The following is a 21,303-nucleotide window of genomic DNA, read 5'->3' on the forward strand; positions in this document are numbered from 1 at the left end:
CGACCCAAGGCGGCGCGACTCAGCGCCTCTCGCCCGCAAGGGCGCGCAGTTGATCCCATAGCGCCTCTGGCACATCCGCCGTATCGGCGGGCGCGCGGCCCGCGCCGGGCATCCGCGCGCCGTCATCCTGCGTGACCACCTCTGCCAGCCCCGACAGCCGGTCAAAGAAATCGCCCTGTCCGGGGTCGATGATCAGGAAATACTGGCCAAGGTCATGCGGCGCGCCCTCTGGCGCCTTGAGCGGTTTGACATCGCGGCTGAGCACCCCACCGCCCAGACAGGCGGCCAGAATCTCGGCCATCAGGCCAAGTCCCCAGCCCTTGTAGCCCCCCGCTGAGGTCAGCGAGCCCGACAGCGCGGCGTCGGGGTCTGTCGTCGGGCGGCCCTCGGCATCGACGGCCCAGCCTTCGGGGATGGCCTCACCGGCGGCCTTGGCCATGGTGATCCGGCCCAGCGCGACGGTGGTCGTGCTCTGGTCGAACATCATCGCCACGCCGCCCTGCCCGTCCGGTACGGCAAAGGCGATGGGATTGGTGCCGATCACGCGGGTCTTGCCGCCCGGTGCCGCCACGATGGGCGAGGCATTGGTCAGGCCAAAGCCCAGCGCGCCGCCCTTGGCGATCTGTTCGGTGAAATAGCCCAGCGCGGTGCAGGTATGGGCGTGGTGCAGCGCAAGACTGACAAGGCCGGTGTCGCGCGCCGCCTCCAGCGCCTGCGGCAAAGCGGCGGCAAAGGCGGATTGCGCAAATCCGTGGGCCGCATCCACCCGGATTTCAGAGGCGCGGGGGCGGCTGATCTTGGGCACCGCCCGGCCATCGACACGCCCCGAGCGCAACTGCTGGCAATAGCTTTCAAGGTAATACAGCCCGCAAATGCGGTTTCCCCGCGCCTCGGCCCAGGCAATCGCGCGGGCCATTTCGGCGGCGATGGCGGCATCGGCCCCATGCGCGGCCAGCGCGGTTTCGGACAGTCGGAAAATCTCTGTTATCGTGATCTGGGGCATCGGTTCACTCCTGCGCGTTTGGGCAAGCCTATGCCGCACGCGCCGAAACGAAAACCGGTTAGGTCGAAGGCCGGGTCATATGCTGTCAAACTCTGCGTCGCGGCGGCGACGGGCCAAGTCAATCCGGGTGATCAGGTGGTTCAGAAAGACGGCAAGGATCAGGACAATCCCAAGGCCCCAGTAGGACCAGAGCACCACGAAAACCCACATCAGGTTCACGAAGATCAGGATCATGTTCACGGTCATGTAATTCTCGACCGGTTTGGGGTGATGGTTCTCCATCGCGCGGCCTCCTGCATCAGCCCTGTCGCGGTCACACTTTAGCGCAGCGCGACGGCGAGTCAGGTCAGGATTCCGCGATCTGCTGAAAAATCGGTGAATATCCGCGCAGACCCCCCAAGGTCAGGCCCTAGGCCGTGATGGCGTGTCGGGCCGCCTCCAGCGCCTTTGGCAGCGCCTCGGCCAGTATCTCCATATCTTCCGGACGGCCCGCGCTGATGCGGATGCAGCGGTCCTGCGGCGCGACAAAGGGCATCCGGACAAAGACGCCCCGATCGATCAGACCGGCCAGAACCGCGCGGGCGAAATCGCCGTCCTTGCCGCAATCCACCGCCACAAAGTTGGTCGCCGAGGGCAGCGTGGTCAGCCCGTTTTCTGCGGCGATGCGGCTGACCTCTGCCCGCCCCTCGGCGGTGAGGCGGATCACCTCTTGCAGCCATTCGGTATCGCCAAGGGCCGCCAGCGCCCCGGCCAGCGCAAAGCGGTTCATGCCGAAATGGTTGCGGATCTTGTCAAACGCCTTGATCGTTTCCGTCGCCGCCACCGCATAGCCGATGCGCGCGCCCGCCATGCCGTAGGCCTTTGAAAAGGTGCGGAACCTGACGACCCGCGGATCTTCGGCGTCGATCTGCGGCGCGGTGCCTTCGGGGGCGAATTCTATATAGGCCTCATCCAGCGCCAGCACGCATCCGTCGGGCAGGTTGTCCAGCGCCGCCTCTATCGCGGCCCCGCTGTGCCATGTGCCCATCGGGTTGTCGGGGTTGGCGAGGTAGACGATCTTGGCGTCGACCTCTGCCGCCTTGGCGATCAACCCGGCGAGGTCTTCGTGGTCGTCCCTGAAGGGCAGTTTGTGCAGCACGCCGCCAAAGCCGGTCACGTGATAGTTGAAGGTCGGATAGGCCCCGTCGGAGGTGACAACCGCATCGCCCGGTGCCACCAGCAGCCGCACCAGATAGCCCAGCAGCCCGTCGATGCCCTCACCGATCAGGATGTTCTGCGGCGTGCAGGTCAGGCGTTCGGCCAGCGCGCCTTTGAGGTCCAGATGTGAGGGGTCGGCGTATTTCCAGATTTCCGCCGCCTCGTCCTGCATGGCCGCGATGGCAAAGGGCGACGGGCCAAAGATGTTTTCGTTTGCGCCAAGGCGGGTGCGGAAACGGGCGCCGCGGGCGCGCTCTTGCAGTTCGGGGCCGACAAAGGGCACGGATGCGGGAAGCGCGGCGATGAGGGCGGGGTATCGGGGTCCAGTCATGGGCGCAAATATGGCGGCGCGGGCGGCCGCGTCAACGTGGGATTTCGGGCGGCGCTGGGGGCGGTCGGGCCGCCTTGGCCCCGCGGCGGCGGTCACATTTGGCGGATGGCCGCGCGGCGGGGGCGCGGACAGGTTGACCCGGACCGGGCAAAAGGCCAGTTTCCGCCACGAGCAGGACCAGAAAGAGCCCCATGACGCGCCAGCCGCCGCCCTTTGCCCCGTTTGAATGGATGATCGCCTGGCGCTATCTGCGCGCGAAACGCGCCGAGGGCGGGGTGTCGGTGATGACGTGGATCTCATTGATCGGGATCACGCTGGCGGTGTTTGCGCTGATCGCGACCTTGGCGGTGCGGTCCGGCTTTCGGGCAGAATTTGTCGACACGATCGTGGGGGCCAATGCCCATGTCACGGTCTACCACATCCAGCATCTGGATGAGGCCGGGATCCCCACGCGCACCCTGCCCGACTATGCCGCCATGGCAGAGAGCGTGCGCGCGGTGCCGGGCGTTACCCGTGTGGCACCGCTGGTCAAGGGGCAGGTCATGGCCACAGGCAATGGCCGCAATGCCGGGGTCGAGGTGTTCGGCATCGCGCAGGCCGATCTGATAGAGATCCCGCGCATCGCCGATCCGGACACGGGCCGTGGCAACCTGACGGATTTCGACGGCGGCGTGGCCATCGGCTCTGGCGTGGCGCAGATGCTGGGCGTGGGTCTGGGGGACAAGATCGACCTGATCTCTCCCAACGGGGTCAAGACGCCGTTCGGGGTCAGCCCGCGGGTCAAGACCTATGACGTGACCTATATCTTTACCGCCGGGCGCTATGACATCGACCGCACGCGGATCTACATGCCCTTCGCCGAGGCGCAGTTGTATTTCAACCGCGAGGGTGTGGCGGATGAGCTGGAGATCACCGTCGAAGACCCCGAAGAGGTCGAACGCTACAGCAGCCCCATCGGACAGGCGGCGGGCGCGGGGGCGTTGGTCTGGACGTGGCAGGACGCCAGCGGCGGGTTCCTGCGGGCGCTGGACATAGAGGACAACGTGATGTTCGTGATCCTGTCGGTGCTGGTGCTGATTGCGGCCATGAACATCGTGTCGGGGCTGATCATGCTGGTCAAGAACAAGGGCCGCGACATCGGTATCCTGCGCACCATGGGCCTGACCGAAGGGTCTGTCATGCGGGTGTTTTTCATCTGCGGGTCGTTCACCGGGTTGATCGGCACGGCGCTGGGGGTGGTGCTGGGCTGCCTGTTCGCGATCTACATCGACCCGATCTTTGCCGCCGTGAACTACCTGTCGGGCGGCGGGGTCTGGGACCCGTCGATCCGGGGCATCTATGCGCTGCCGGCGCAGCTACAGCTAAAGGATGTGATATCGGCGGTGTCGCTGTCGCTGGGGCTGAGCTTTATTGTCACGATCTTCCCGGCGCGGCGCGCGGCCCGGATGAACCCAGTGGAGGCGCTGCGCTATGAATGATCCGCACCCGTCGCACCAAACGCGCCAAGGGCCTTCGAAGGCCCTTGCAACGGGCGGTGACGCCCGTTGTCCCGCCCCCCGGACCGGAGTGACCCCATGACCGACACGGTCCTGCGCCTGACGGGCATCGAGAAGAGCTATAACAAGGGCAAGCCGAACGAGGTGGACGTGCTGCGCGGCATCGACCTGAGCGTCGGACGCGGTGAGGTTGTCGCGCTGGTCGCGCCCTCTGGTGCGGGCAAGTCGACGTTGCTGCACATCGCCGGGCTGCTGGACACGCCGGACGCGGGCACGGTCGAGATCGGCGGCGAGGCGATGCAGGGCCAAAGCGACCGGCGGCGCACGGCGGTGCGGCGGGCGGATGTGGGATTTGTCTACCAGTTCCACCACCTGCTGCCCGAGTTCACGGCGCTGGAAAACATCGTGCTGCCGCAACTGGCCAATGGCGCCAGCCGCGCCGAGGCCGAGGCGCGGGCGTTGACCCTGCTGGACAGCGTTGGCATCAAGGATCGGGCCACCCACCGGCCCGCCGCCCTGTCGGGGGGCGAACAACAGCGCGTCGCCTTTTGCCGCGCGATGGCGAACACGCCGCGCCTGTTGCTGGCGGATGAACCGACCGGCAACCTTGACCCCAGCACATCGGACCGGGTGTTTGGCGCGCTGATGACGCTGGTGCGCGAAACCGGCCTGTCGGCGCTGATCGCCACCCATAACCTGGACCTTGCGGCGCAGATGGACCGGCGGCTGCGGCTGGACAGCGGCGGGCTGCACGCGGAGTGATCCGCGTGCTGTGACCGTCAGGCGGCGGTCAGCGCCGCAACCGCCGCATCCACGGCCCCGCCCCCGTGCGGAATGTCCAGCGCGGTCAGTGCCGCCTCGACCACACCGATCATGCCAAGCATGCCGTGGGCATTCACATGGCCCATGTGACCAAAGCGGAAATAGCCCGAACTTGTGGGGTCTTCGGGGTCTTCCACACCCAGACCGATGCCCAGCGTCACACCTGCCTCATCGCGGCACCATGCGCGCAGACGGTCGCCGTGCGGCGCGCCAAGCTGTGCCGCCGTCACCGCATGCGAGCGATGCGCGCGCTCTGCCACGTTCAGCCGGAAGGGCCCCTCTGCGGCCCATGCCTCACCGGCGGCCCAGAGCGCCTGCGCCAGCCGGGCATGACGCGCCCAGATGTTCTCGATCCCCTCTTCGTGGATCATGTCCAGCGCCGCGCGCAGCCCGTACAGGTGATGCGTGGGGGCGGTGCCGCCAAAATACTGGTAGAACATCTCTGGTTCCGCCCGCGCGGTCCAATCCCAGTAGCGGGTCACACGCGGCATGGCCCGGCGCACGTCGGCGGCGCGATCGTTGAAAAACACGAACCCCAGCCCCGGCGGCACCATCAGCCCCTTTTGCGAGCCGGTGACCATCACATCGGCCCCCCATGCGTCCATCTCGAACCTGTCACAGCCCAGCGAGGCGATGCAGTCGACCATCAGCAAGGCGGGATGCCCGACCTCGTCCAGCACCCCGCGCAAACTTGCGATGTCCGACCGGACCGAAGACGAGGTGTCCACATGCACCGCCAGAACCGCCTTGATCTTTTGCCCCTTGTCCGCCTCCAGCGCTGTGCGCAGACGCTGGGGATCAATCGGCACCTTGCGGCCGTGTTCGATGATCTCGACATTGGCCCCCACCCCCTGCGCCATCTCGGCCCAGCCATGGCCAAAGCGCCCGGTGGTCGGCACCAGCACGGTGTCGCCCGGTGCCACGGTGTTGGACAGGGCGGCCTCCCACGCGCCGTGGCCATTGCAGATATACATCGCCATGTGGCCCCTTGTCCGCGCCACGGCGCAGAGATCCGGCACCATCCCGGCCATCATCCGATGCAACTCGGGGTCGTAGATGTCCGGTGCCGGTTGGTGCATCGCCTGCAACACACGGTCGGGCATCATGGATGGACCCGGCAGGGCCATGTGGGGGCGTCCATTGGACAGTGGCATCGGGGGTCTCCTGTCTGTTGCGGCGCGACGTTACCCGGCGGCGGCCTGCCGTCAAGACGCGCTTTGCTGGACAGCCCGCCGATTGCCGCGTAAACCGCCCGCCGGAACGCTGAGGATCCGCGCACACATGCTGGCAAAACTCTGGAGCAGGTTGGACAAGGCGGAACGCAAGCTGCGCCGCTCCTTCGGCACGGATATTTCAACGCCCGAGGCGCGGCGTTGGTCAAAGCTGCATTACAACCTGTTCGATCATGCCTTTCTGCGCGTGCTCTGGACCAACTTCTTTCAGATCGCGCCGGGGGTGTACCGGTCGAACCAGCCGACGCACCGACGATTTGAGCGCTATGCCGCCATGGGGATCAAGACGGTGGTGAATCTGCGCGGTGAGGACCGGTTTGCCCATTACCTGTTCGAGAAAGAAAGCCTTGCGCAATTGGGGATCACGCTGGTCGATGCCAAGCTCTGGGCGCGAGAGGCGGCCCCGCGCAAGCGGATCGTCGGCGTCATCGACGCGCTGCGGGCTGCCGAAAAGCCGATGATGTTTCATTGCAAATCCGGGGCCGACCGGGCCGGGTTTGTCGCGGCCATGTACCTGCTGATCTTTGAGAACGCGCCCATCGAGGTCGCCAAGAAACAGCTGAGCCTGCGCTACATCCACCTCGATTTCACCAAGACCGGGGTGCAGGATTACATCCTGCGGGTCTATGAGGCGCGCCTGACACTGGGCCAGATCGGCTTTGAGGACTGGATTCGCACCGAATATCACGCCAAGACCATCCAGCCCGCATGGGAGGCGCGCCGCCCCGAGATCGACTGCGCGCGGGAGTTGATGGGTGGCTGAACCGGACCCTGTGCCACGGCGCTTGTTGCTCTGGCTCTGGCGGCGCTACCTGAAGCGCTACGCCGGGCTGATGGCCATTGCGATGCTGTTCATGGCGCTTGAGGGCAGCATGTTCGGCCTGCTCAGCTACATGATGAAGCCGATGTTCGACGATGTCTTTGTCGGCGGCAATGCCGATGCGCTGGTCTGGGTCGGGCTGGCGGTGATGGGGATCTTTACCGTGCGGGCGGTGGCCAGCGTGGTGCAGAAGGTGCTGCTGACGCGGGTCAGCCAGATGTCGATGGGCGATATCCGGCAGGACATGCTGGACCATCTGATGACGCTGGATCCGGAGTTTCACAACGCACACGGGCCGGGCTATCTGATCCAGCGGGTCGAGGGCGATGTGAACGCCATCGCCAAGGTCTGGAACACGCTGGTCACCGGCGCGGGGCGCGATGTGGTGGCGCTGATCTCGCTGTTTGGGGTGGCGCTGTTCATCGACTGGCGCTGGACGCTGGTGGCGCTGGTGGGCGCGCCTTTGCTGGTTGTGCCCTCGGTGCTGCTGCAACGCTTTGTTCGGGGCAATGCGCGGCATGTGCGCGATATCGCGGCGCGGCTGTCGACCCGGCTGAACGAGGTGTTTCACGGGATTGCGCCGGTCAAGCTGAACCAGCTGGAACGCTGGATGAGCAAGAAGTACCGCGATCTGACGCGGCAGCGCATCCGCGCAGAGACGCGGTCGGCGGCGGGTCAGGCCTCTCTCCCCGGTCTGATCGACCTGATGTCGGGGATCGGCTTTGTCGGGGTGCTGTATTTCGGCGGCAGCGAGATTCTGGCGGGCGAAAAGACCGTCGGCGATTTCATGGCCTTCTTCACCGCGATTGGCCTCGCGTTTGAGCCGCTGCGCCGTCTAGGGGCGGTGTCGGGCGTGTGGCAGGTGGCGGCGGCCAGTATCGAGCGGATCATCGAGATGCTGAACACGCAGCCGCGGTTGCGCGATCCCGACAGCCCCGTGGCCCCGCCCGAGGGCGTGCCGGGGATTTCCCTGCACGATGTCCATCTGCGGTTTGGCGATACCCAGGTGCTGCGGGGGCTGAGCTTTGCGGCGGCACCGGGGCAGACCACGGCGCTGGTCGGGGCCTCGGGCGCGGGAAAATCCACCGTGTTTAACCTGCTGACCCGGATGGCAGAGGCGCAGGATGGCGCGGTCGAGATCGGCGGCGTGCCGGTGGCGGCGATGAAACTGCGCAGCTTGCGCGGCATGATCTCTGTCGTCAGCCAAGAGGCGCTGCTGTTCGATGAGACGCTGCGCGATAATATCGTGCTGGACCGCAAGGTGAGCGAGGCGGATCTGGACGCCGCGCTGAAGGCCGCGCATGTGGCGGATTTCCTGCCCCGGCTGGAGGCCGGGCTGGAGACTCAGGTGGGCCCGCGCGGATCGCGCCTGTCGGGCGGTCAGCGGCAGCGGGTGGCGATTGCCCGCGCCCTGCTGCGCGACACGCCGATCCTGCTGCTGGACGAGGCCACCAGCGCGCTGGACGCCCAGTCTGAGGCGGTGGTGCAAACGGCGCTGGAACAGCTTTCTCGGGGGCGCACGACGCTGGTCATCGCGCACCGTCTGTCCACCGTGCGCAATGCCGACAAGATCGTGGTGATGGCGGCGGGCCGCGTCGTCGAGGAAGGCACCCATGACGCGCTGATCGCGCAGGGCGGCGCCTATGCCGATCTGTACAAATTGCAGTTCGACGCGCCGCAGTAGCGCGTCAGCGGCGATAGGACCGCGCCAGTGCCTCTGGGTCGGCCCCCGCCAGATAACGCGCCAGCGTGGTCAGGTTCCGCGCCCCGCGCCGCAGCCAGCCCTGTTGCCGGTATTTCTCCGCCGAGGTGATCGTCGTCGCGGGCAGCGGGTGCAGCCGCGCGCCAAGGCGGCGGGCCAAGGCAACGTCTTCCATCAGGGGCTGGTCCGGGTAGCCGCCCACCGACTCCAGCGTGGCGCGATCGATCAGCAATCCCTGATCGCCATAGGGCAGTCGGAACAGGCGCGACCGCAGGTTGGCCCAGCCCGCAACCGCTTTGGCCATCCCCCCGGAGGCATCGAAGGCCAGGCGGAAGTGATACGCGCCGGGCTGCGACAGCGCGGCGGTCACACCCTCTGCCCAGCCCTCTGCCAGTCGCGTGTCCGCATGCAGCACCAGCAGCCAGTTGCCCTCTGCCGCCTGGGTGCCGCGCCGCAACTGCCCGCCGCGAGAGGCGGGGCCGGTGACGATGCGCGCGCCGGCCTCTTCGGCAAAGGCCAGCGTGCCATCGGTGGACCCGCCGTCCGAGATCACAAGTTCGCGCACCAGTCCCGCTTGCAGACCCTCGGACAGGCTGCCAAGGCAGGCGGGCAAACGACCGCCTGCGTTCAAGGTGGGGATGACGATGGAAATCGGTGCGCGCATGGGCCTGTTCGAAAGTTGCCTAGGGGCCTATATGCGACCCTGAGACGAAAGGGAAAGCGAATGGCGGATGATAACCGAAAGGTTCTGCGGGTCAGCGGCACCGGGGTGCGCGATTTTCTGCAAGGACTGGTGACCAATGACGTGTCCGGGCTGGACCGCGGCGCGGTCTATACCGCGCTGCTGACGCCACAGGGCAAGTATCTGGCCGACTTCTTTCTGGTGGCCGATGGCGAAGACGTGTTGATCGACGCCGACGCCGGACAGGCGGCGGCGCTGAAACAACGCCTGATGATGTACAAGCTGCGCTCTCCGATCCAGATCGAAGAGACCGATATCGCGGTCAGCCGGGGTCTGGGCGACGCGCCCGAAGGGGCCTTTGCCGACCCGCGCCATCCGTCGCTGGGCTGGCGCGGCTATGCCGGTCAGCCGGGGGAGGCGGCGGACTGGGACGCGCTGCGGGTGGCGGCCTGCGTGCCACAGGCGGGTGTCGAACTGACGCCGGACACCTTTATCCTTGAGGTCGGCTTTGAACGGCTGAACGGCGTCGATTTCCGCAAGGGCTGTTATGTCGGGCAGGAAGTCACCGCGCGGATGAAGCACAAGACAGAGTTGCGCAAAGGTCTGGCACAGGTCGCGGTCGAGGGCGCGGCCCCGGTGGGGACCGAGATCCTGTCCGGCGAGAAAGTCGCCGGGACGCTGTTCACCCAAGGCGGCGGTTTTGGCCTTGCCTACCTGCGCTTTGACCGCGCGGGTGAGGATATGGTGGCGGGCGCGGCCAAGGTCCACTGGCGCGGCTGAGGCTCAGAGCCGCTTTTCATAGACCTCTACCGCCAGATGCGCCCCCGCGCCGCGCATCAGCGCCGCGCTGGGGGCGTTGAAGGCATGGACACGGGTGATCCAGCCAGAGCAGCCCTCGGCGGCGATGTCGCGTTCAAACCGCGCGATGAGCCTTTGCGCCAGCCCCCGGTGACGCCAGATCGGCTGCACATAGATATGGTCCAGCAGCGCCTGCCGCCTTGGATGTTCCAGCGCCGTTGCGGCGGTGTCGATGGCCTGCCACATCAGGTAGCCGCGCGGCACGCCCTCTGTCCGGTACAGCAGGACACGCGCGCCCTGCCCCAGCTTTTGCGTGAAGAAGCTTTGCAGCGCCGCGCCGCTGCCGTCGGTGTGAAACCGGTCCGGCAGGTCGCTGGCGTGATGCGCGTTCAGCGCATGGAGCATGTCGGCCAGCGCGGGAATGTCGCTGTCATCTGCGGTGTCGATCATCAAAAAGGCCTCCTGGCGATGCGCCGGAGGCCTTAGATCAGTTCAGTTGTCACCCCCGGCAAAGACGGGGGATATGCGCGCGGGCCCCGTGGTCAGGCGCGCTCTGTATATTCCATGGTTTCGGTGTTCACGACGACGTTCTCGTCCTGCCCGACAAAGGGAGGCACCATGATGCGCACACCGTTGTCCAGCACGGCGGGCTTAAAACTGTTGGCGGCGGTCTGGCCTTTGACCACCGGCTCTGTCTCGACGATCTTGCAGACCACCTTTTGCGGCAGCGTCGCATTCAGTGCCTCGGTGTCGTGGAATTCCACGACGATGGTCATGCCGTCCTGAAGGAAGGGCCGCCGTTCGCCAAGGATGTCGGCGGGCAATTCGACCTGATCAAAGGTTTCGGTGTCCATGAAGGTCAGCATGCCGTCGGTTTCGAACAGGAACTGCATGTCCTTCTGCTCAAGGCGCACGCGCTCGACCTTGTCGGCGCTGCGGAAACGTTCGTTCAACTTGGAGCCGTTGCGCAGGTTCTTCATCTCGACCTGGGCAAAGGCACCGCCTTTTCCGGGCTTTACATGATCGACCTTCACGGCGACCCAAAGACCGTCGTTATGCTCCAGCACGTTGCCGGGGCGAATTTCGTTACCGTTGATCTTTGGCATGGGGCAAAACCGTGTCAAAAGGTTGATGATTGATTGACGGTCCCTATATCTGGCGTTCAGCTATCATGCAAGGCAACGTATCTCGTGCTGCGCATGCAGAATGTCATGTGAATTTTGCATAGGTGATATGCAGCATCGGGGTATCCGAATCGGAACGAATGCGCCATAACACGCGTCACGCCTAAAAACACAAGAGCAATAATCAAAGGTCGAAACATGAAGGATTTCGTTGACAGCACCGCGTTCAACGCTGAGCAGGGTAACCGCGCTCGCAAACTGTTTGCGGCTGTGGTGCTGGCTGCCCTCGACGATGCAATCGCCGACGACAAGAAGTATGGAAATGGCCCCGAACAGATCGCCCGCTGGGCGCGGTCGCGCGATGGCCGCGAAGTGTTGAGCTGTGCCGGGATCGACCCCAATGAGCGTGTCGTGTCCGGGCTGATGGATTTCGTGTCCAAGGGGGTGCGCACCTCTGTCGCGCTGTCCCGCGAAGAAAGCGAGCGTCGCAACGCAGCCCAGCAAGCCGAAGCCGCCTGACCGTCCCTAGACCGGACTTGAAAATGCGCGCCCTACAGGGGCGCGTTTTTTCTTTTGCAGGGCGGGCTTGCGGGTCCGGCGGCACCGCGCCGGGCGCAGCGCCGCACGGGCAGGATCAGTCCAGATCCTTGCTCATGAGCACGCGGTGGATTTCGCGCCGCACCAGCTTGCGCACGTTGCGGGTGATCCGCTCACCCAGCGCGCCTTGCAGTTCTTGCCGCACGATCTCGGACACGACAGCCTGCAAGGCCTCTTCGCTCAGTTCCGCCACGGCGGTTGCCTGCTCCGGTTGCGGCTCTGGCGCGGGGTCGGGTTCGGCCACCGCCTTTGGCGCGTGGTCTTCCCAGTCGAGCGCCTCTGACGGGGCGTGGCGTACAAAGGCCGGACGCGCCTCGCCGGGCACGGCGCTGATGGCATCCTCGGGCACGGCGCTGATGGCCTCCTCGGACACGGCGCTGGCGGCTTCGTCAGCGGGGCCCGTGTCGTCCAAGGCGGTATCGTGCGGGGCTGTATCGTCAGGGGCGGACAGGGTCATGCCCTCCGGCGTGTCGGTCTTGTCTGCCGTGTCCGTGACATCGTCAACGAATGTGGCCAGCGCCGCCGCCGATACGATCTCTTCGATCAGGGGGTCCGGGCCGTTGTCCTCTGCCGGTGGCAGCACATCCCCGAGATCCAATGCCATGGCGGCCTCACCGGCGGCATCGGCATGCAGGTCCGGGGCAGAAGCCGGGTCCGAATCCAGATCCGAATCCAGATCCGAATCCAGATCCGAATCCAGATCCGGCGACGCGGGCGCGCCGTCTGGATCGGCCCGCATGCCAGACAGCGGCGTCGCGGGTGCCCAGTCTTTCGACTGACGTTGCAGCATCCGTTCGAGGGTCGCAATCTTGCGGTCGAGGTCGGTGTCCTTGCCCTGATCATGGTCCGCAGCCAGATCGGAAGCCAGATCGGAAGCCAGCGGGGCACCCTGCTCCGCCGCGTCATCTGCGGCGATGGCGGTGCCCAGATCGTCAGCGTCCGGTGCGGGCGTCGCAGCGGGCGCGAGGATATCCGACAGACTGGCGCGCAGGGCGGCGATCTGGTCGGCCTCTTCGGCGGGGCATTCGGTTTCATCCCGGTCACCCGTCACGTCCGCCGCACCGCCTGACATTGTATCGGTTTCGGCTTCGGCCACATCCGTATCCGGGTCGCCAAGCGGGTCAACAGGGTCGATGGCATCGGCAAGGTCCAGAGCATCGACGGCGTCATCGGTCGCCGGTTCAACGGCGTCGGCCACGCGCGTTTCCGACCCATCGGCGATGTCAGAGGCCGCGCTGTCGGCGACATCCCCGGCGCCCAGCACAAGGGTCGCGTCCTGATCCGGGTCAGCCACTGGCGGCACATGTTGCGCGACCGGCGCGACCGAGGGTTCGGTCAGAACCATCGGCGCCTGCGCCTCGCGCGCCTTGCCCGGCACAGCGGTCGGCGGGTCCACCACCTCTGGCACCCGCAAAGCGGGCGACAGGACCAACCGTTCCGGAACGGGGCGCTGCGCGCCGCGCGGCGGGCGCTCTTCTTCGGACACCAGCCGACGGATCGACGACAGGACGTCCTCTATTTCGACGTTTGTAACGGGATCTGACATTGTTCTTGCCACTCTTGCCTCGGGGCAGAGTGTACCCGCAAAACAGGCCCCCGCACAACAGACGCAGAAAAAACTACTCTTTTCCCAGAGCCTTCAGGACACGGTCCAGTTCCGCCCCCTGTTTGGACCGGGCGCGCGGTGCGGTTTTAACCATGTTGTAATAGGCTGCGGGGTCAAATGACGGCACGTTGAGATGCAGCGCCTCTGCCGTCAGCAGCCCAAGCGAGGACAGCACCTGATAAGAGGCGATGGCCTCATCGACCTGCGATGAAATCAGGCTGGCGCGGGCGTCCAGCAGTTCCTGTTCGGCGTCGAGCACGTCCAGCGTGGTCCGAGCGCCCAGCTTGGCCTCTTCGCGGACGCCGCGAAAGGCGACGGTGGCGGCACGCACCTGCTCTTCGAAAGAGGCGCGGTTGGCCCGCGCGACACGCAGATTGGCGTAGGCCTGACCGACGTTCTGTTCAATCTCACGCAGGACGACATGCAGGCGACCACGCGCGGCGTCGCGGTTGGCGACGGATTTGCGAACCGCCGAATCAAGCGCGCCGCCCGAATAGATCGGCCCCTGCGCGCCCAGCGTGATCGACCCGCCGCGCGAGTATTCGCGGTTGTCCAGATCCTCGGTGAAGCCATAGCTGCCGCGCAGGCTGACCGTGGGCTTTTTCGCGCCATCGGCAATCAGGATGGCGATTTCCGCTGCGGTGACAGCGTGTTGCTGGGCCGTCAGTTCCGGGTGCTGCCGCAGCGCCTGACGCTTGGCGTCGGCGACGCTTGCGGGCAGTTTCGGCAGCGAGCGCGGGTTGATCAGGTTGCGCGGCGCCTTGCCGACAGCCGCAAGATATTCTTCGCCCGCCACAAGCAGATCGCCCTGCGCAGCGGCCAATGCGGCGCGCGCGGCGGCCAGACGCGCCTCTGCCAGCGCCACGTCGGTGCGGGTCACTTCGCCCACTTCGAACCGGTCGCGGGCGGCGCGCACCTCTTGCTGGATCACGCGCACGTTGTTTTCGCGCAGACCGACGGTCTCGGAAAAGCGGCGGATGTTCATAAACGCCGCCGCCGCGCGCAGCAACACCTGCTGTTCAATCGCGATCAGCTCTGCCCGCGTGGCCAGCACCTGTTCCTTTGTCGCATCAAGGGCCAGCTTGTTGCGGCCCCCGGCATAGAGGACAATCTCGGCGATCAGATTGATGCTGGCGGTCTGGGTGACGCTGCCACCCTGTACAAACGCACCGGTGGTGGAGCTGATCTGCCCGGCATAGCCGAACTGGCGCTTGACCTCTCCGGTCCAGCTGAGCACGGGCCGCAATTCGGCCAGCGCCTGCGCCACGTCCTCATCGGCGGCGCGCAGGGTGGCGCGGTTCTGATCCAGCAGGCCGCTGTTCATATAGGCGGCTTCCATCGCCTCGGCCAATGTGTCGGCCCAGACCGGTGTCACCGTTCCGGCCAAGAGCACAAGGCCGACAGCCCCGCGCGCCATGTTTTTGCGAATCCTGCCCAGCACCGGCTTTCCAATCATTCCGTTCACCTGCGGCTGCGCATGCTCTTCTCAGAGAGCGAACTCAGCCTTTTTCTCAAAACCGTCAACCACCGGGGCGGTCCCGTTGAAGGCAAAGCGCCATGTGATCCGGCCATCCATCTTGTGGCCGACCCGCACGGTGCCCAGCGCATTTTCCATGAAGATCACGGCAATGCGCCCGCCATCCTTGAGCTGCGCCGCGATTGCCTCGGGCAGCACCTCGACCCCGCCCTCGACAAGGATCGCGTCATAGGGGCCGTGTTCGTCCGCGCCATCGGCCAGCGGGCCCATGTGCAGGACCACGTTGTCCGCGTGATGGTCGCTGAGCAGCGACTGCGCCTCTGCGGCGAGCGTCTCATCCGCCTCGACCGCGACAACCGCCTCTGCGATGCGGGCGATGACGGCGGAGGAATAGCCCAGACCGGCCCCGATATCGAGAACGAGATCGCTGTTGGTCAGGTTCAGCGCGTCCAGCATCTTGGCAAAGACACGCGGATCCAGCAGGACCCGCCCCTCACCCAGATCGACGTCCTCGCTGGCGTAGGCGGCCTCTACCTTGTCGCGGGGCACAAAGGCCTCACGCGGGATATTGAGCATCGCGTCGATGATCGGAAATTCGGTGACGTCCGACGGGCGCACCTGCGTGTCGACCATCATCCGGCGGCGTGTAGCAAAGTCAGTCATGTACTAAACTCTTCCGTTCAGAACCTGTGATACGGGTTGTGCCACAACTGCTGCGCAGCGGCAATGACCCAAGCCAGCAAACTTGGCGAATGTGGCCCTGTGGCCCGGCGGGGCGCACAAGAGATATTTGCTTGACGGGTGCCGCCGTTGCGCCTAATCAGGCCGCCACTCTGGCGAGTTGGCGGAGTGGTTACGCAGCGGATTGCAAATCCGTGTACACCGGTTCGATTCCGGTACTCGCCTCCAATACCTTTCAATGGCTTATGACGATCCGCTCCGGAGCTTAGGCCAATTTGGTCTCTTTTCCGTTTGCAAAACTCCGCGCTTTTGAGCGATCGCAACCACAGCAGCCCCCGATCCGATTGCGCCGGTCGTGGTGTGGCCGGGGCATCGGTCCAAGACCCCGCACTGTCATCACGCAATGCCGGGACAATCGGCTTTGTGTCTCCGGATCGGGTTGCGATGTGGCAGTTCCCCGGTCCTGAGGGCCCCGATGGGAAGGTCAGTTGCACGGATCAGGCGGGCTTTGCGCCGATCGAGACAGCCAATCGGCGCTGCGTTATGGTCCGGCCTGTTCACAGACTTCGATCAGGGCCATCACCGCCGCCAGCCGCGCCCCGGATTTTCGCCAGACCATTCCCGTTTCGCGGACGTCGCCCGCCGGCAGCGGGGTCTTTTGTACGCGCAGACCTTCCGGCCAGGGCCGCCCCCAGTCGGGCACAATCGCGATGCCAAGCCCCTGGTCGACCATCGCCGCAATAGCGTCGAGCGCGTCGAGTTCCAAGAACTGCACCACCGGCAGCGCCTGTTGCCGCAGATACCTGTCGACGATCTGCCCGCCCCATTGATTCCGGTCGTAGCGGATAAAGCGATGCTCCGAAAACAACCGGTGAAGATCGCTGCAATCTGCGCCTTCGGGGCTCAGCAGGACAAGGGGCTCTACCCGCAACGACACCCAGCCCACCGATTTCGGCAGCGCGAAAGTCGGCTTGACCAGCAGCGCGACATCCAGATCACCGGCGATCAGCGCATGGTAGAGATCCACCGACGAGCCGGGCCGGACATGGTATTCGATGCGCGGATGCTGATGGCTCAGAGCGGTGATGAGTCCGGGCAAAATCCCGGTCATCGAGGTGGCCGTCGCGCCCAGCCGCAACTGGCCTTCCGGAACGCCCTTCGCGGCGATGGCCCGCAGATCCCGCGTGTTCTGGACCAGCGCGCGGGCGCTGTCGAGGATCGCAAGCCCCTCTTCGGTCGGCTGCACCGTGCGCCCGGCGCGCAGCACCAGCGCATGGCCAAGATCGGCCTCCAGCGTGCGCAGACGCTGGGCCAGCGCGGCGGAGGTCACATTGAGACGCCGCGCGGCTTCGGCCATCGAACCGCACTCGGCCACCATGATGAAGGATTCCAGAAACCGCGTGTCCATGAAGATAGATTTTCTAATGTCTGAATTCAAAAACACCAGTTTTTATTTCGTCCTTCCGGGCGGTACGGTCGCGCGAAACCGGCGGTCCGCCAAGCGACCCGGCGGTCCGCCAAGCGACAAGGACAGGTGCATGACGATCCAAGGCAAGTTCGAAAAACTGGGAACCGATGCGGCGCCGGGGCAGGAAGTGCGTCTTGCCCATCAGGCCGGTGACTGGATGACCGGTGCGGTTCTGCCCGGTCGCAAGGTCGATTTCTCGCATGGCGACGTTGATGCCTTCCCGCCGACCCCCACCGCCTTTGAGGCCATTGCCAACGGTGTTTCGCGCGGCGGTGCGCAGGCCTATACCGAATATCGCGGCGACGCGGATATCCGTGCCACTCTGGCCGGACGGCTGGCCGATTTCACCGGGGCGCCGGTCGATCCACAGGACGGGATGATCCTGACTCCGGGCACGCAGGGCGCGCTGTTCCTTGCCGTGGCGGCCTGCGTCGGGCGTGGCGACAAGGTGGCGATCGTGCAACCGGACTATTTTGCCAATCGCAAACTGGTCGAGTTTTTCGAGGGCGAAATCTGTCCGGTCCGGATGCGATACAAGGACAAGGACAGGGACGCCGGTCTTGATCTCGACCAACTGGAAGAGGCCTTTCGCGACGGCGCGAAACTCTTTCTGTTTTCCAATCCCAACAATCCGGCGGGCGTTGTCTACTCCGCAGACGAGATTGCAGGGATCGCCGCGCTTGCAGGCCAATATGGCGCCTCGGTCATCGTCGACCAACTCTATTCCCGCCTGCTGTATACGGGCGAGACCTATACCCACCTCCGGGCGCAGGCGATCGACCCGGCAAACGTGGTGACGATCATGGGCCCGTCCAAAACCGAGTCGCTGAGCGGCTACAGGTTGGGGGCCGCCTTTGGGGCACCCGCGCTGATCGAGCGTATGGAAAAACTGCAAGCCATCGTTTCGCTTCGCGCGGCGGGATACGCACAGGCGGTGCTGACGACATGGTTTGCCGAGCCCGCAGGCTGGATGGCGGACCGGATCAGGGCGCATCAGGCGATCCGCGACGATTTGGTCGCGCTGTTTCGCGGGATTGACGGCGTCACCGTCCGCGCGCCGCAGGCGGGCAGCTATCTCTTCCCCGAACTGCCGCCGTTGCGCATTGCCCCATCCGAGTTCGTCGCGGCCCTGCGGACGCAGGCCGCCGTGGTCGTCACGCCGGGCACCGAGTTCAGCCCGCATGCGGCCCGCAGCGTCCGGCTGAATGTCTCGCAGGACCACAAAGCCGCCGCCGCTGCCGTCACCCGGATCGCCACCCTCATCGAACGGTATCGGGCATGACCGACGACGCGCCGATCCCGCAAGGCGACTATGTGCCGGCCACGCGGCATGGCCCGCTGGTCTACACCGCCGGAATGACGCCGCGCCACGCGGGTGTCATGACCTGTTTCGGACCGGTCCGGGTGGGCGATGAAACCGCCCTGCGCGCGGCCGCGCAATTGGCCTGCGCCAATGCCCTGACCGCGGTCATGTCGCAGGTGCATCCAGACGAGGAAATCTCGGGCATCCTTGCCATGACGGTCTATGTCTGGGCGGAGGACGGTTTCGAAAACCACAGCGGTGTGGCCGATTTCGCCTCTGCCCATCTGCGTGAGCGGCTGGGCGACAGGGGCCGGTGCAGCCGCGCCGCCATCGGCGTGGCCAGCCTTCCCGGCCGGGCACCGGTGGAAATTCAGCTTGTCGCCGCAATCGGGCACAGGGTCGACGCCCCGCAGGACGACCGGATCACGTCGCCAGCCTGAGCCCGATCGGGAAAAAGGCCTCACATGAGCGACAGAGCTTTCCTCCCGGAAACCAACGCCCTGCGATTTGGCCCGCGACCCGATGTTCTCCGCGTGGCGGGCGCACCGGTATCTGCCATTCCCTTGCGAGATTGCGCCGGCGTGTCTTCGCCCGCGCGCCAAACAGACCGGAGCCCAAAATGTCTGACCATTGCCTGACCGTCACTTGCCGTTCGACCCGTGGAATCGTCGCCGCGGTGTCCACCTATCTCGCCGAACACGGGTGCAACATCACCGACAGTTCGCAGTTCGATGATCAAGAGACCGGCAACTTCTTCATGCGCATCAGTTTCGCCTCCGAGACCGGGGCCGAGATCGACAGCCTGCGCCGGGATTTTGAGAGCGTCGCCCGGCCTTTCGACATGCAGTACGCGTTTCACTCGGGTGAGGATCGCATGAAGGTGGTCATCATGGTCAGCCGCTTTGGCCATTGCCTCAACGACCTGCTTTATCGCTGGCGGATCGGGGCGCTGCCGATCGACATCGTCGCCGTGATTTCCAACCATATGGACTATCAGAAGGTGGTGGTGAACCACGACCTGCCGTTCCATTGCGTGAAGGTCACAAAAGAGAACAAACCCAAGGCCGAGGCTCGGCTGATGGAGATTGTCGAGGACACCGGCGCGGACCTGATCGTTCTGGCGCGCTACATGCAGGTTTTGTCGGATCAGATGTGCCGCAAGATGTCGGGGCGGATCATCAACATTCACCACTCGTTCCTGCCCTCCTTCAAGGGGGCCAACCCCTACAAGCAGGCCTATGAGAAAGGCGTCAAGCTGATCGGCGCGACCTCGCACTACGTGACCGCCGATCTGGACGAAGGGCCGATCATCGAACAGGACGTGGTGCGCGTGACACATGCCCAGAGCGCCTCGGATTACGTGACGCTGGGCCGCGATGTCGAAGCGCAGGTGCTGTCGCGTGCGATCCACGCGCACATCCATCGCCGGGTGTTTCTGAACGGTGCCAAGACGGTGGTTTTCCCGGCCTCCCCCGGCTCTTACGCGTCGGACCGGATGGGATAAGCCAAATCGGACGCAGGCCAGCGGCGTCCGGAAAACCGATGATCCTGCCCAGAATTCGCCCCGCCGCCCCCGGCAGGCGGGGTGCTTATGCTGTCATAAAATGATTTAATATCAAACGGTTGTCAAATTCCCCCCGTGGGCAACACTCCTTCGCCGAAAAATTGATCACCTTGGATGTCTTCCGACGAATCCATGACAAAACGGCGAAATTTCCTTGACTCAATTTGAGTATCCCATTTGGATACCAGAAGTGGCAAAAGCTGAAGCTACGGAATCTGTTGGACCATGACCCCTGGCCGAAATGGCAGCGCCAGGGTGCTCGCGCACCGACCACTGGAAACTGACCACAGGAAAAGAGGACATCGTATGACATTCTTCGACACCACGCTGCGCGGCCTTGGCGCGCTTGCCGTCACCACGGCACTTGCCTTGTCGCCAATGACCGCAGGGGCGGAAACCGTCCTTAAGCTTGCCCATAGCGAAGGCGAGGGAAGTCTCATCGACAATCCCTATTGGGCCTTTACCCAGGTGCTGGGCTCGGCTCTGGTAAACGGCACCAACGGCGACTTCAGGCTTCAGGTTTTCCCCAACAAACAGCTAGGCGACAACGACTCGGTGACCGAACAGGTCGCGCGCGGCGTGATCCAGATGGGCGCCGCCATGTCGATTGGCCAGCTCGCCAGCTTCTACCCCTCGGTGCAGATCCTCGACATGCCCTATGCCTTTGAAAGCACCGACGAGGCGCGCCGCGTCCTTGACGGCCCCTTCGGTCAGGATCTCGCGGACGCCGTCGCGGCAGAGGCGGGCGTGCGCATTCTGGCGTACCTGCCGTCGGCTTTCCGGAACTTCTCCAGCTCCAAGGCCCCGATCCATTCGCCCGCCGACATGGTTGGTCAGAAAATCCGCGTTCAGGCAATCCCGATCCACCTGAAGATCGTCGAGGCGCTTGGCGCGTCGGCCACACCCATCGCCTGGGCCGAGCTATACAACGCGTTGCAGACCGGCGTCGTCGACGGGCAGGAGAACGCCCCCTACGTGCTGCTGCTGGCCAATTTGCAGGAGGTCCAGAAATACTACACGCTGGACAAGCACCTGCTGAACGTCGCGCTGGTGGTGATGAACGAGGACTTCTACCAGAGCCTGTCGGAGCAGGAAAAGCGCGTGCTTCATTCGTCGGTCCGGGATGCCAAGCTGGCCTTCCTCGGCATCGTCAAGGCGAAGGAGTCGCTCGATCTTGAAAAGATCGCCAAGGCGGGTGTCGAAATCTACCAGCCGACACCGGACGAGTTCCAGCAGTTCGTCGATGCCACGCAGGAACCGGTTCGCGAACTTCTGAAAGAGTATGTCGATCCGATCTGGTTCGAAAAGCTGGACGCCGCCATCGCGGAAGCCCGCTCTGAAAACCCCGCCTTCTGAGACACATGACACAACCCGCCCCGCGCCTTTTCGCGGGGCGGGAC

At 65.0% G+C, this 21,303-nt stretch carries 21 protein-coding genes and 1 tRNA gene; 11 read left to right on the forward strand and 11 right to left on the reverse strand.

Annotated elements, in window-relative coordinates:
* Positions 1-19: 19 nt before the first annotated feature.
* From ACN0S5_RS14970 to ACN0S5_RS14980, 3 genes are all read right to left on the reverse strand, one after another.
* Entirely contained in the window at positions 20-1,003 is a 984-nt protein-coding gene (locus ACN0S5_RS14970; RefSeq protein WP_417209507.1) for an Ldh family oxidoreductase, read from the reverse strand.
* A 75-nt stretch (positions 1,004-1,078) separates the two neighbouring features.
* Positions 1,079-1,285, reverse strand: coding sequence for a histidinol phosphate aminotransferase (locus tag ACN0S5_RS14975; RefSeq protein WP_417209508.1), 207 nt, complete (start codon positions 1,283-1,285; stop codon positions 1,079-1,081).
* Between the two features lie 127 nt (positions 1,286-1,412).
* Positions 1,413-2,531 (reverse strand): pyridoxal phosphate-dependent aminotransferase, encoded by a 1,119-nt coding sequence (locus ACN0S5_RS14980; RefSeq protein WP_417209509.1) that lies wholly within the window; start codon positions 2,529-2,531, stop codon positions 1,413-1,415.
* A 191-nt stretch (positions 2,532-2,722) separates the two neighbouring features.
* On the opposite strand from ACN0S5_RS14980, the gene ACN0S5_RS14985 reads away from it, so the two are divergent.
* Positions 2,723-4,009, forward strand: coding sequence for a lipoprotein-releasing ABC transporter permease subunit (locus ACN0S5_RS14985; RefSeq protein WP_417209511.1), 1,287 nt, complete (start codon positions 2,723-2,725; stop codon positions 4,007-4,009).
* Positions 4,010-4,105: 96 nt separating this feature from the next.
* A complete protein-coding gene (locus ACN0S5_RS14990) occupies positions 4,106-4,789 on the forward strand; it encodes an ABC transporter ATP-binding protein (RefSeq protein WP_417209512.1) in 684 nt (227 codons plus the stop codon).
* 17 nt (positions 4,790-4,806) lie between these two features.
* Here the strand turns inward: ACN0S5_RS14990 and ACN0S5_RS14995 are convergent, their stop codons facing one another.
* Complete coding sequence (locus ACN0S5_RS14995; RefSeq protein ID WP_417209513.1) at positions 4,807-6,003, reverse strand: pyridoxal-phosphate-dependent aminotransferase family protein; 1,197 nt, start codon at positions 6,001-6,003, stop codon at positions 4,807-4,809.
* A 127-nt stretch (positions 6,004-6,130) separates the two neighbouring features.
* On the opposite strand from ACN0S5_RS14995, the gene ACN0S5_RS15000 reads away from it, so the two are divergent.
* On the forward strand, positions 6,131-6,844 hold the full coding sequence (locus ACN0S5_RS15000; protein ID WP_417209514.1) for a tyrosine-protein phosphatase: 714 nt from the start codon (positions 6,131-6,133) through the stop codon (positions 6,842-6,844).
* Entirely contained in the window at positions 6,837-8,585 is a 1,749-nt protein-coding gene (locus tag ACN0S5_RS15005; protein WP_417209516.1) for an ABC transporter ATP-binding protein, read from the forward strand. The genes ACN0S5_RS15000 and ACN0S5_RS15005 overlap by 8 nt, the downstream gene beginning before the upstream one ends.
* A 4-nt stretch (positions 8,586-8,589) precedes the next feature.
* On the opposite strand, the gene ACN0S5_RS15010 is transcribed toward ACN0S5_RS15005, so the two are convergent.
* Positions 8,590-9,267, reverse strand: a complete 678-nt coding sequence (locus tag ACN0S5_RS15010; protein ID WP_417209518.1) for a TIGR04283 family arsenosugar biosynthesis glycosyltransferase — start codon at positions 9,265-9,267, stop codon at positions 8,590-8,592.
* A gap of 60 nt (positions 9,268-9,327) precedes the next feature.
* Between ACN0S5_RS15010 and ACN0S5_RS15015 the strand changes: the two genes are divergently transcribed.
* Entirely contained in the window at positions 9,328-10,065 is a 738-nt protein-coding gene (locus ACN0S5_RS15015; RefSeq protein ID WP_417209519.1) for a YgfZ/GcvT domain-containing protein, read from the forward strand.
* A 3-nt stretch (positions 10,066-10,068) separates the two neighbouring features.
* Here the strand turns inward: ACN0S5_RS15015 and ACN0S5_RS15020 are convergent, their stop codons facing one another.
* Both ACN0S5_RS15020 and efp read right to left on the reverse strand, forming a co-directional pair.
* Positions 10,069-10,533, reverse strand: coding sequence for a GNAT family N-acetyltransferase (locus tag ACN0S5_RS15020; RefSeq protein ID WP_417209520.1), 465 nt, complete (start codon positions 10,531-10,533; stop codon positions 10,069-10,071).
* Positions 10,534-10,625: 92 nt separating this feature from the next.
* Entirely contained in the window at positions 10,626-11,189 is a 564-nt protein-coding gene (efp, locus tag ACN0S5_RS15025; RefSeq protein ID WP_417209521.1) for an elongation factor P, read from the reverse strand.
* Positions 11,190-11,405: 216 nt separating this feature from the next.
* Here efp and ACN0S5_RS15030 point away from each other — a divergent pair, with 216 nt between their 5' ends.
* Positions 11,406-11,726: a DUF6280 family protein gene (locus ACN0S5_RS15030; protein ID WP_089280323.1), complete on the forward strand. Its 321-nt coding sequence runs from the start codon at positions 11,406-11,408 to the stop codon at positions 11,724-11,726.
* Positions 11,727-11,841: 115 nt separating this feature from the next.
* On the opposite strand, the gene ACN0S5_RS15035 is transcribed toward ACN0S5_RS15030, so the two are convergent.
* The 3 genes from ACN0S5_RS15035 to ACN0S5_RS15045 all read right to left on the reverse strand — a co-directional run bounded on the left by ACN0S5_RS15035 (position 11,842) and on the right by ACN0S5_RS15045 (position 15,550).
* Positions 11,842-13,350: a hypothetical protein gene (locus ACN0S5_RS15035; RefSeq protein WP_417209522.1), complete on the reverse strand. Its 1,509-nt coding sequence runs from the start codon at positions 13,348-13,350 to the stop codon at positions 11,842-11,844.
* Positions 13,351-13,423: 73 nt separating this feature from the next.
* Positions 13,424-14,866 carry a TolC family outer membrane protein gene (locus ACN0S5_RS15040; RefSeq protein WP_417209524.1) on the reverse strand — a complete coding sequence of 481 codons (1,443 nt, stop codon included), beginning with the start codon at positions 14,864-14,866 and terminating at the stop codon, positions 13,424-13,426.
* A gap of 30 nt (positions 14,867-14,896) precedes the next feature.
* A complete protein-coding gene (locus ACN0S5_RS15045) occupies positions 14,897-15,550 on the reverse strand; it encodes a protein-L-isoaspartate O-methyltransferase family protein (protein ID WP_417209525.1) in 654 nt (217 codons plus the stop codon).
* 172 nt (positions 15,551-15,722) lie between these two features.
* Here ACN0S5_RS15045 and ACN0S5_RS15050 point away from each other — a divergent pair.
* Positions 15,723-15,796, forward strand: a tRNA-Cys gene (locus tag ACN0S5_RS15050).
* Between the two features lie 313 nt (positions 15,797-16,109).
* Here the strand turns inward: ACN0S5_RS15050 and ACN0S5_RS15055 are convergent.
* Entirely contained in the window at positions 16,110-16,976 is an 867-nt protein-coding gene (locus tag ACN0S5_RS15055; RefSeq protein ID WP_417209526.1) for a LysR family transcriptional regulator, read from the reverse strand.
* 130 nt (positions 16,977-17,106) lie between these two features.
* Between ACN0S5_RS15055 and ACN0S5_RS15060 the strand changes: the two genes are divergently transcribed.
* The 4 genes from ACN0S5_RS15060 to dctP all read left to right on the forward strand — a co-directional run bounded on the left by ACN0S5_RS15060 (position 17,107) and on the right by dctP (position 21,259).
* Positions 17,107-18,318 carry a pyridoxal phosphate-dependent aminotransferase gene (locus ACN0S5_RS15060; protein WP_417209527.1) on the forward strand — a complete coding sequence of 404 codons (1,212 nt, stop codon included), beginning with the start codon at positions 17,107-17,109 and terminating at the stop codon, positions 18,316-18,318.
* Entirely contained in the window at positions 18,315-18,779 is a 465-nt protein-coding gene (locus tag ACN0S5_RS15065) for a RidA family protein (RefSeq protein ID WP_417209529.1), read from the forward strand. Before ACN0S5_RS15060 ends, ACN0S5_RS15065 begins: the two co-directional genes overlap by 4 nt.
* Positions 18,780-18,958: 179 nt before the next feature.
* Positions 18,959-19,843, forward strand: a complete 885-nt coding sequence (purU, locus tag ACN0S5_RS15070) for a formyltetrahydrofolate deformylase (RefSeq protein WP_417209531.1) — start codon at positions 18,959-18,961, stop codon at positions 19,841-19,843.
* Between the two features lie 366 nt (positions 19,844-20,209).
* Positions 20,210-21,259 carry a TRAP transporter substrate-binding protein DctP gene (gene dctP, locus ACN0S5_RS15075; RefSeq protein WP_417209533.1) on the forward strand — a complete coding sequence of 350 codons (1,050 nt, stop codon included), beginning with the start codon at positions 20,210-20,212 and terminating at the stop codon, positions 21,257-21,259.
* The last annotated feature ends 44 nt before the right edge of the window (positions 21,260-21,303 follow it).

This window comes from Antarctobacter sp., from assembly GCF_048262615.1.
Taxonomy (GTDB): Bacteria; Pseudomonadota; Alphaproteobacteria; order Rhodobacterales; family Rhodobacteraceae; genus Antarctobacter.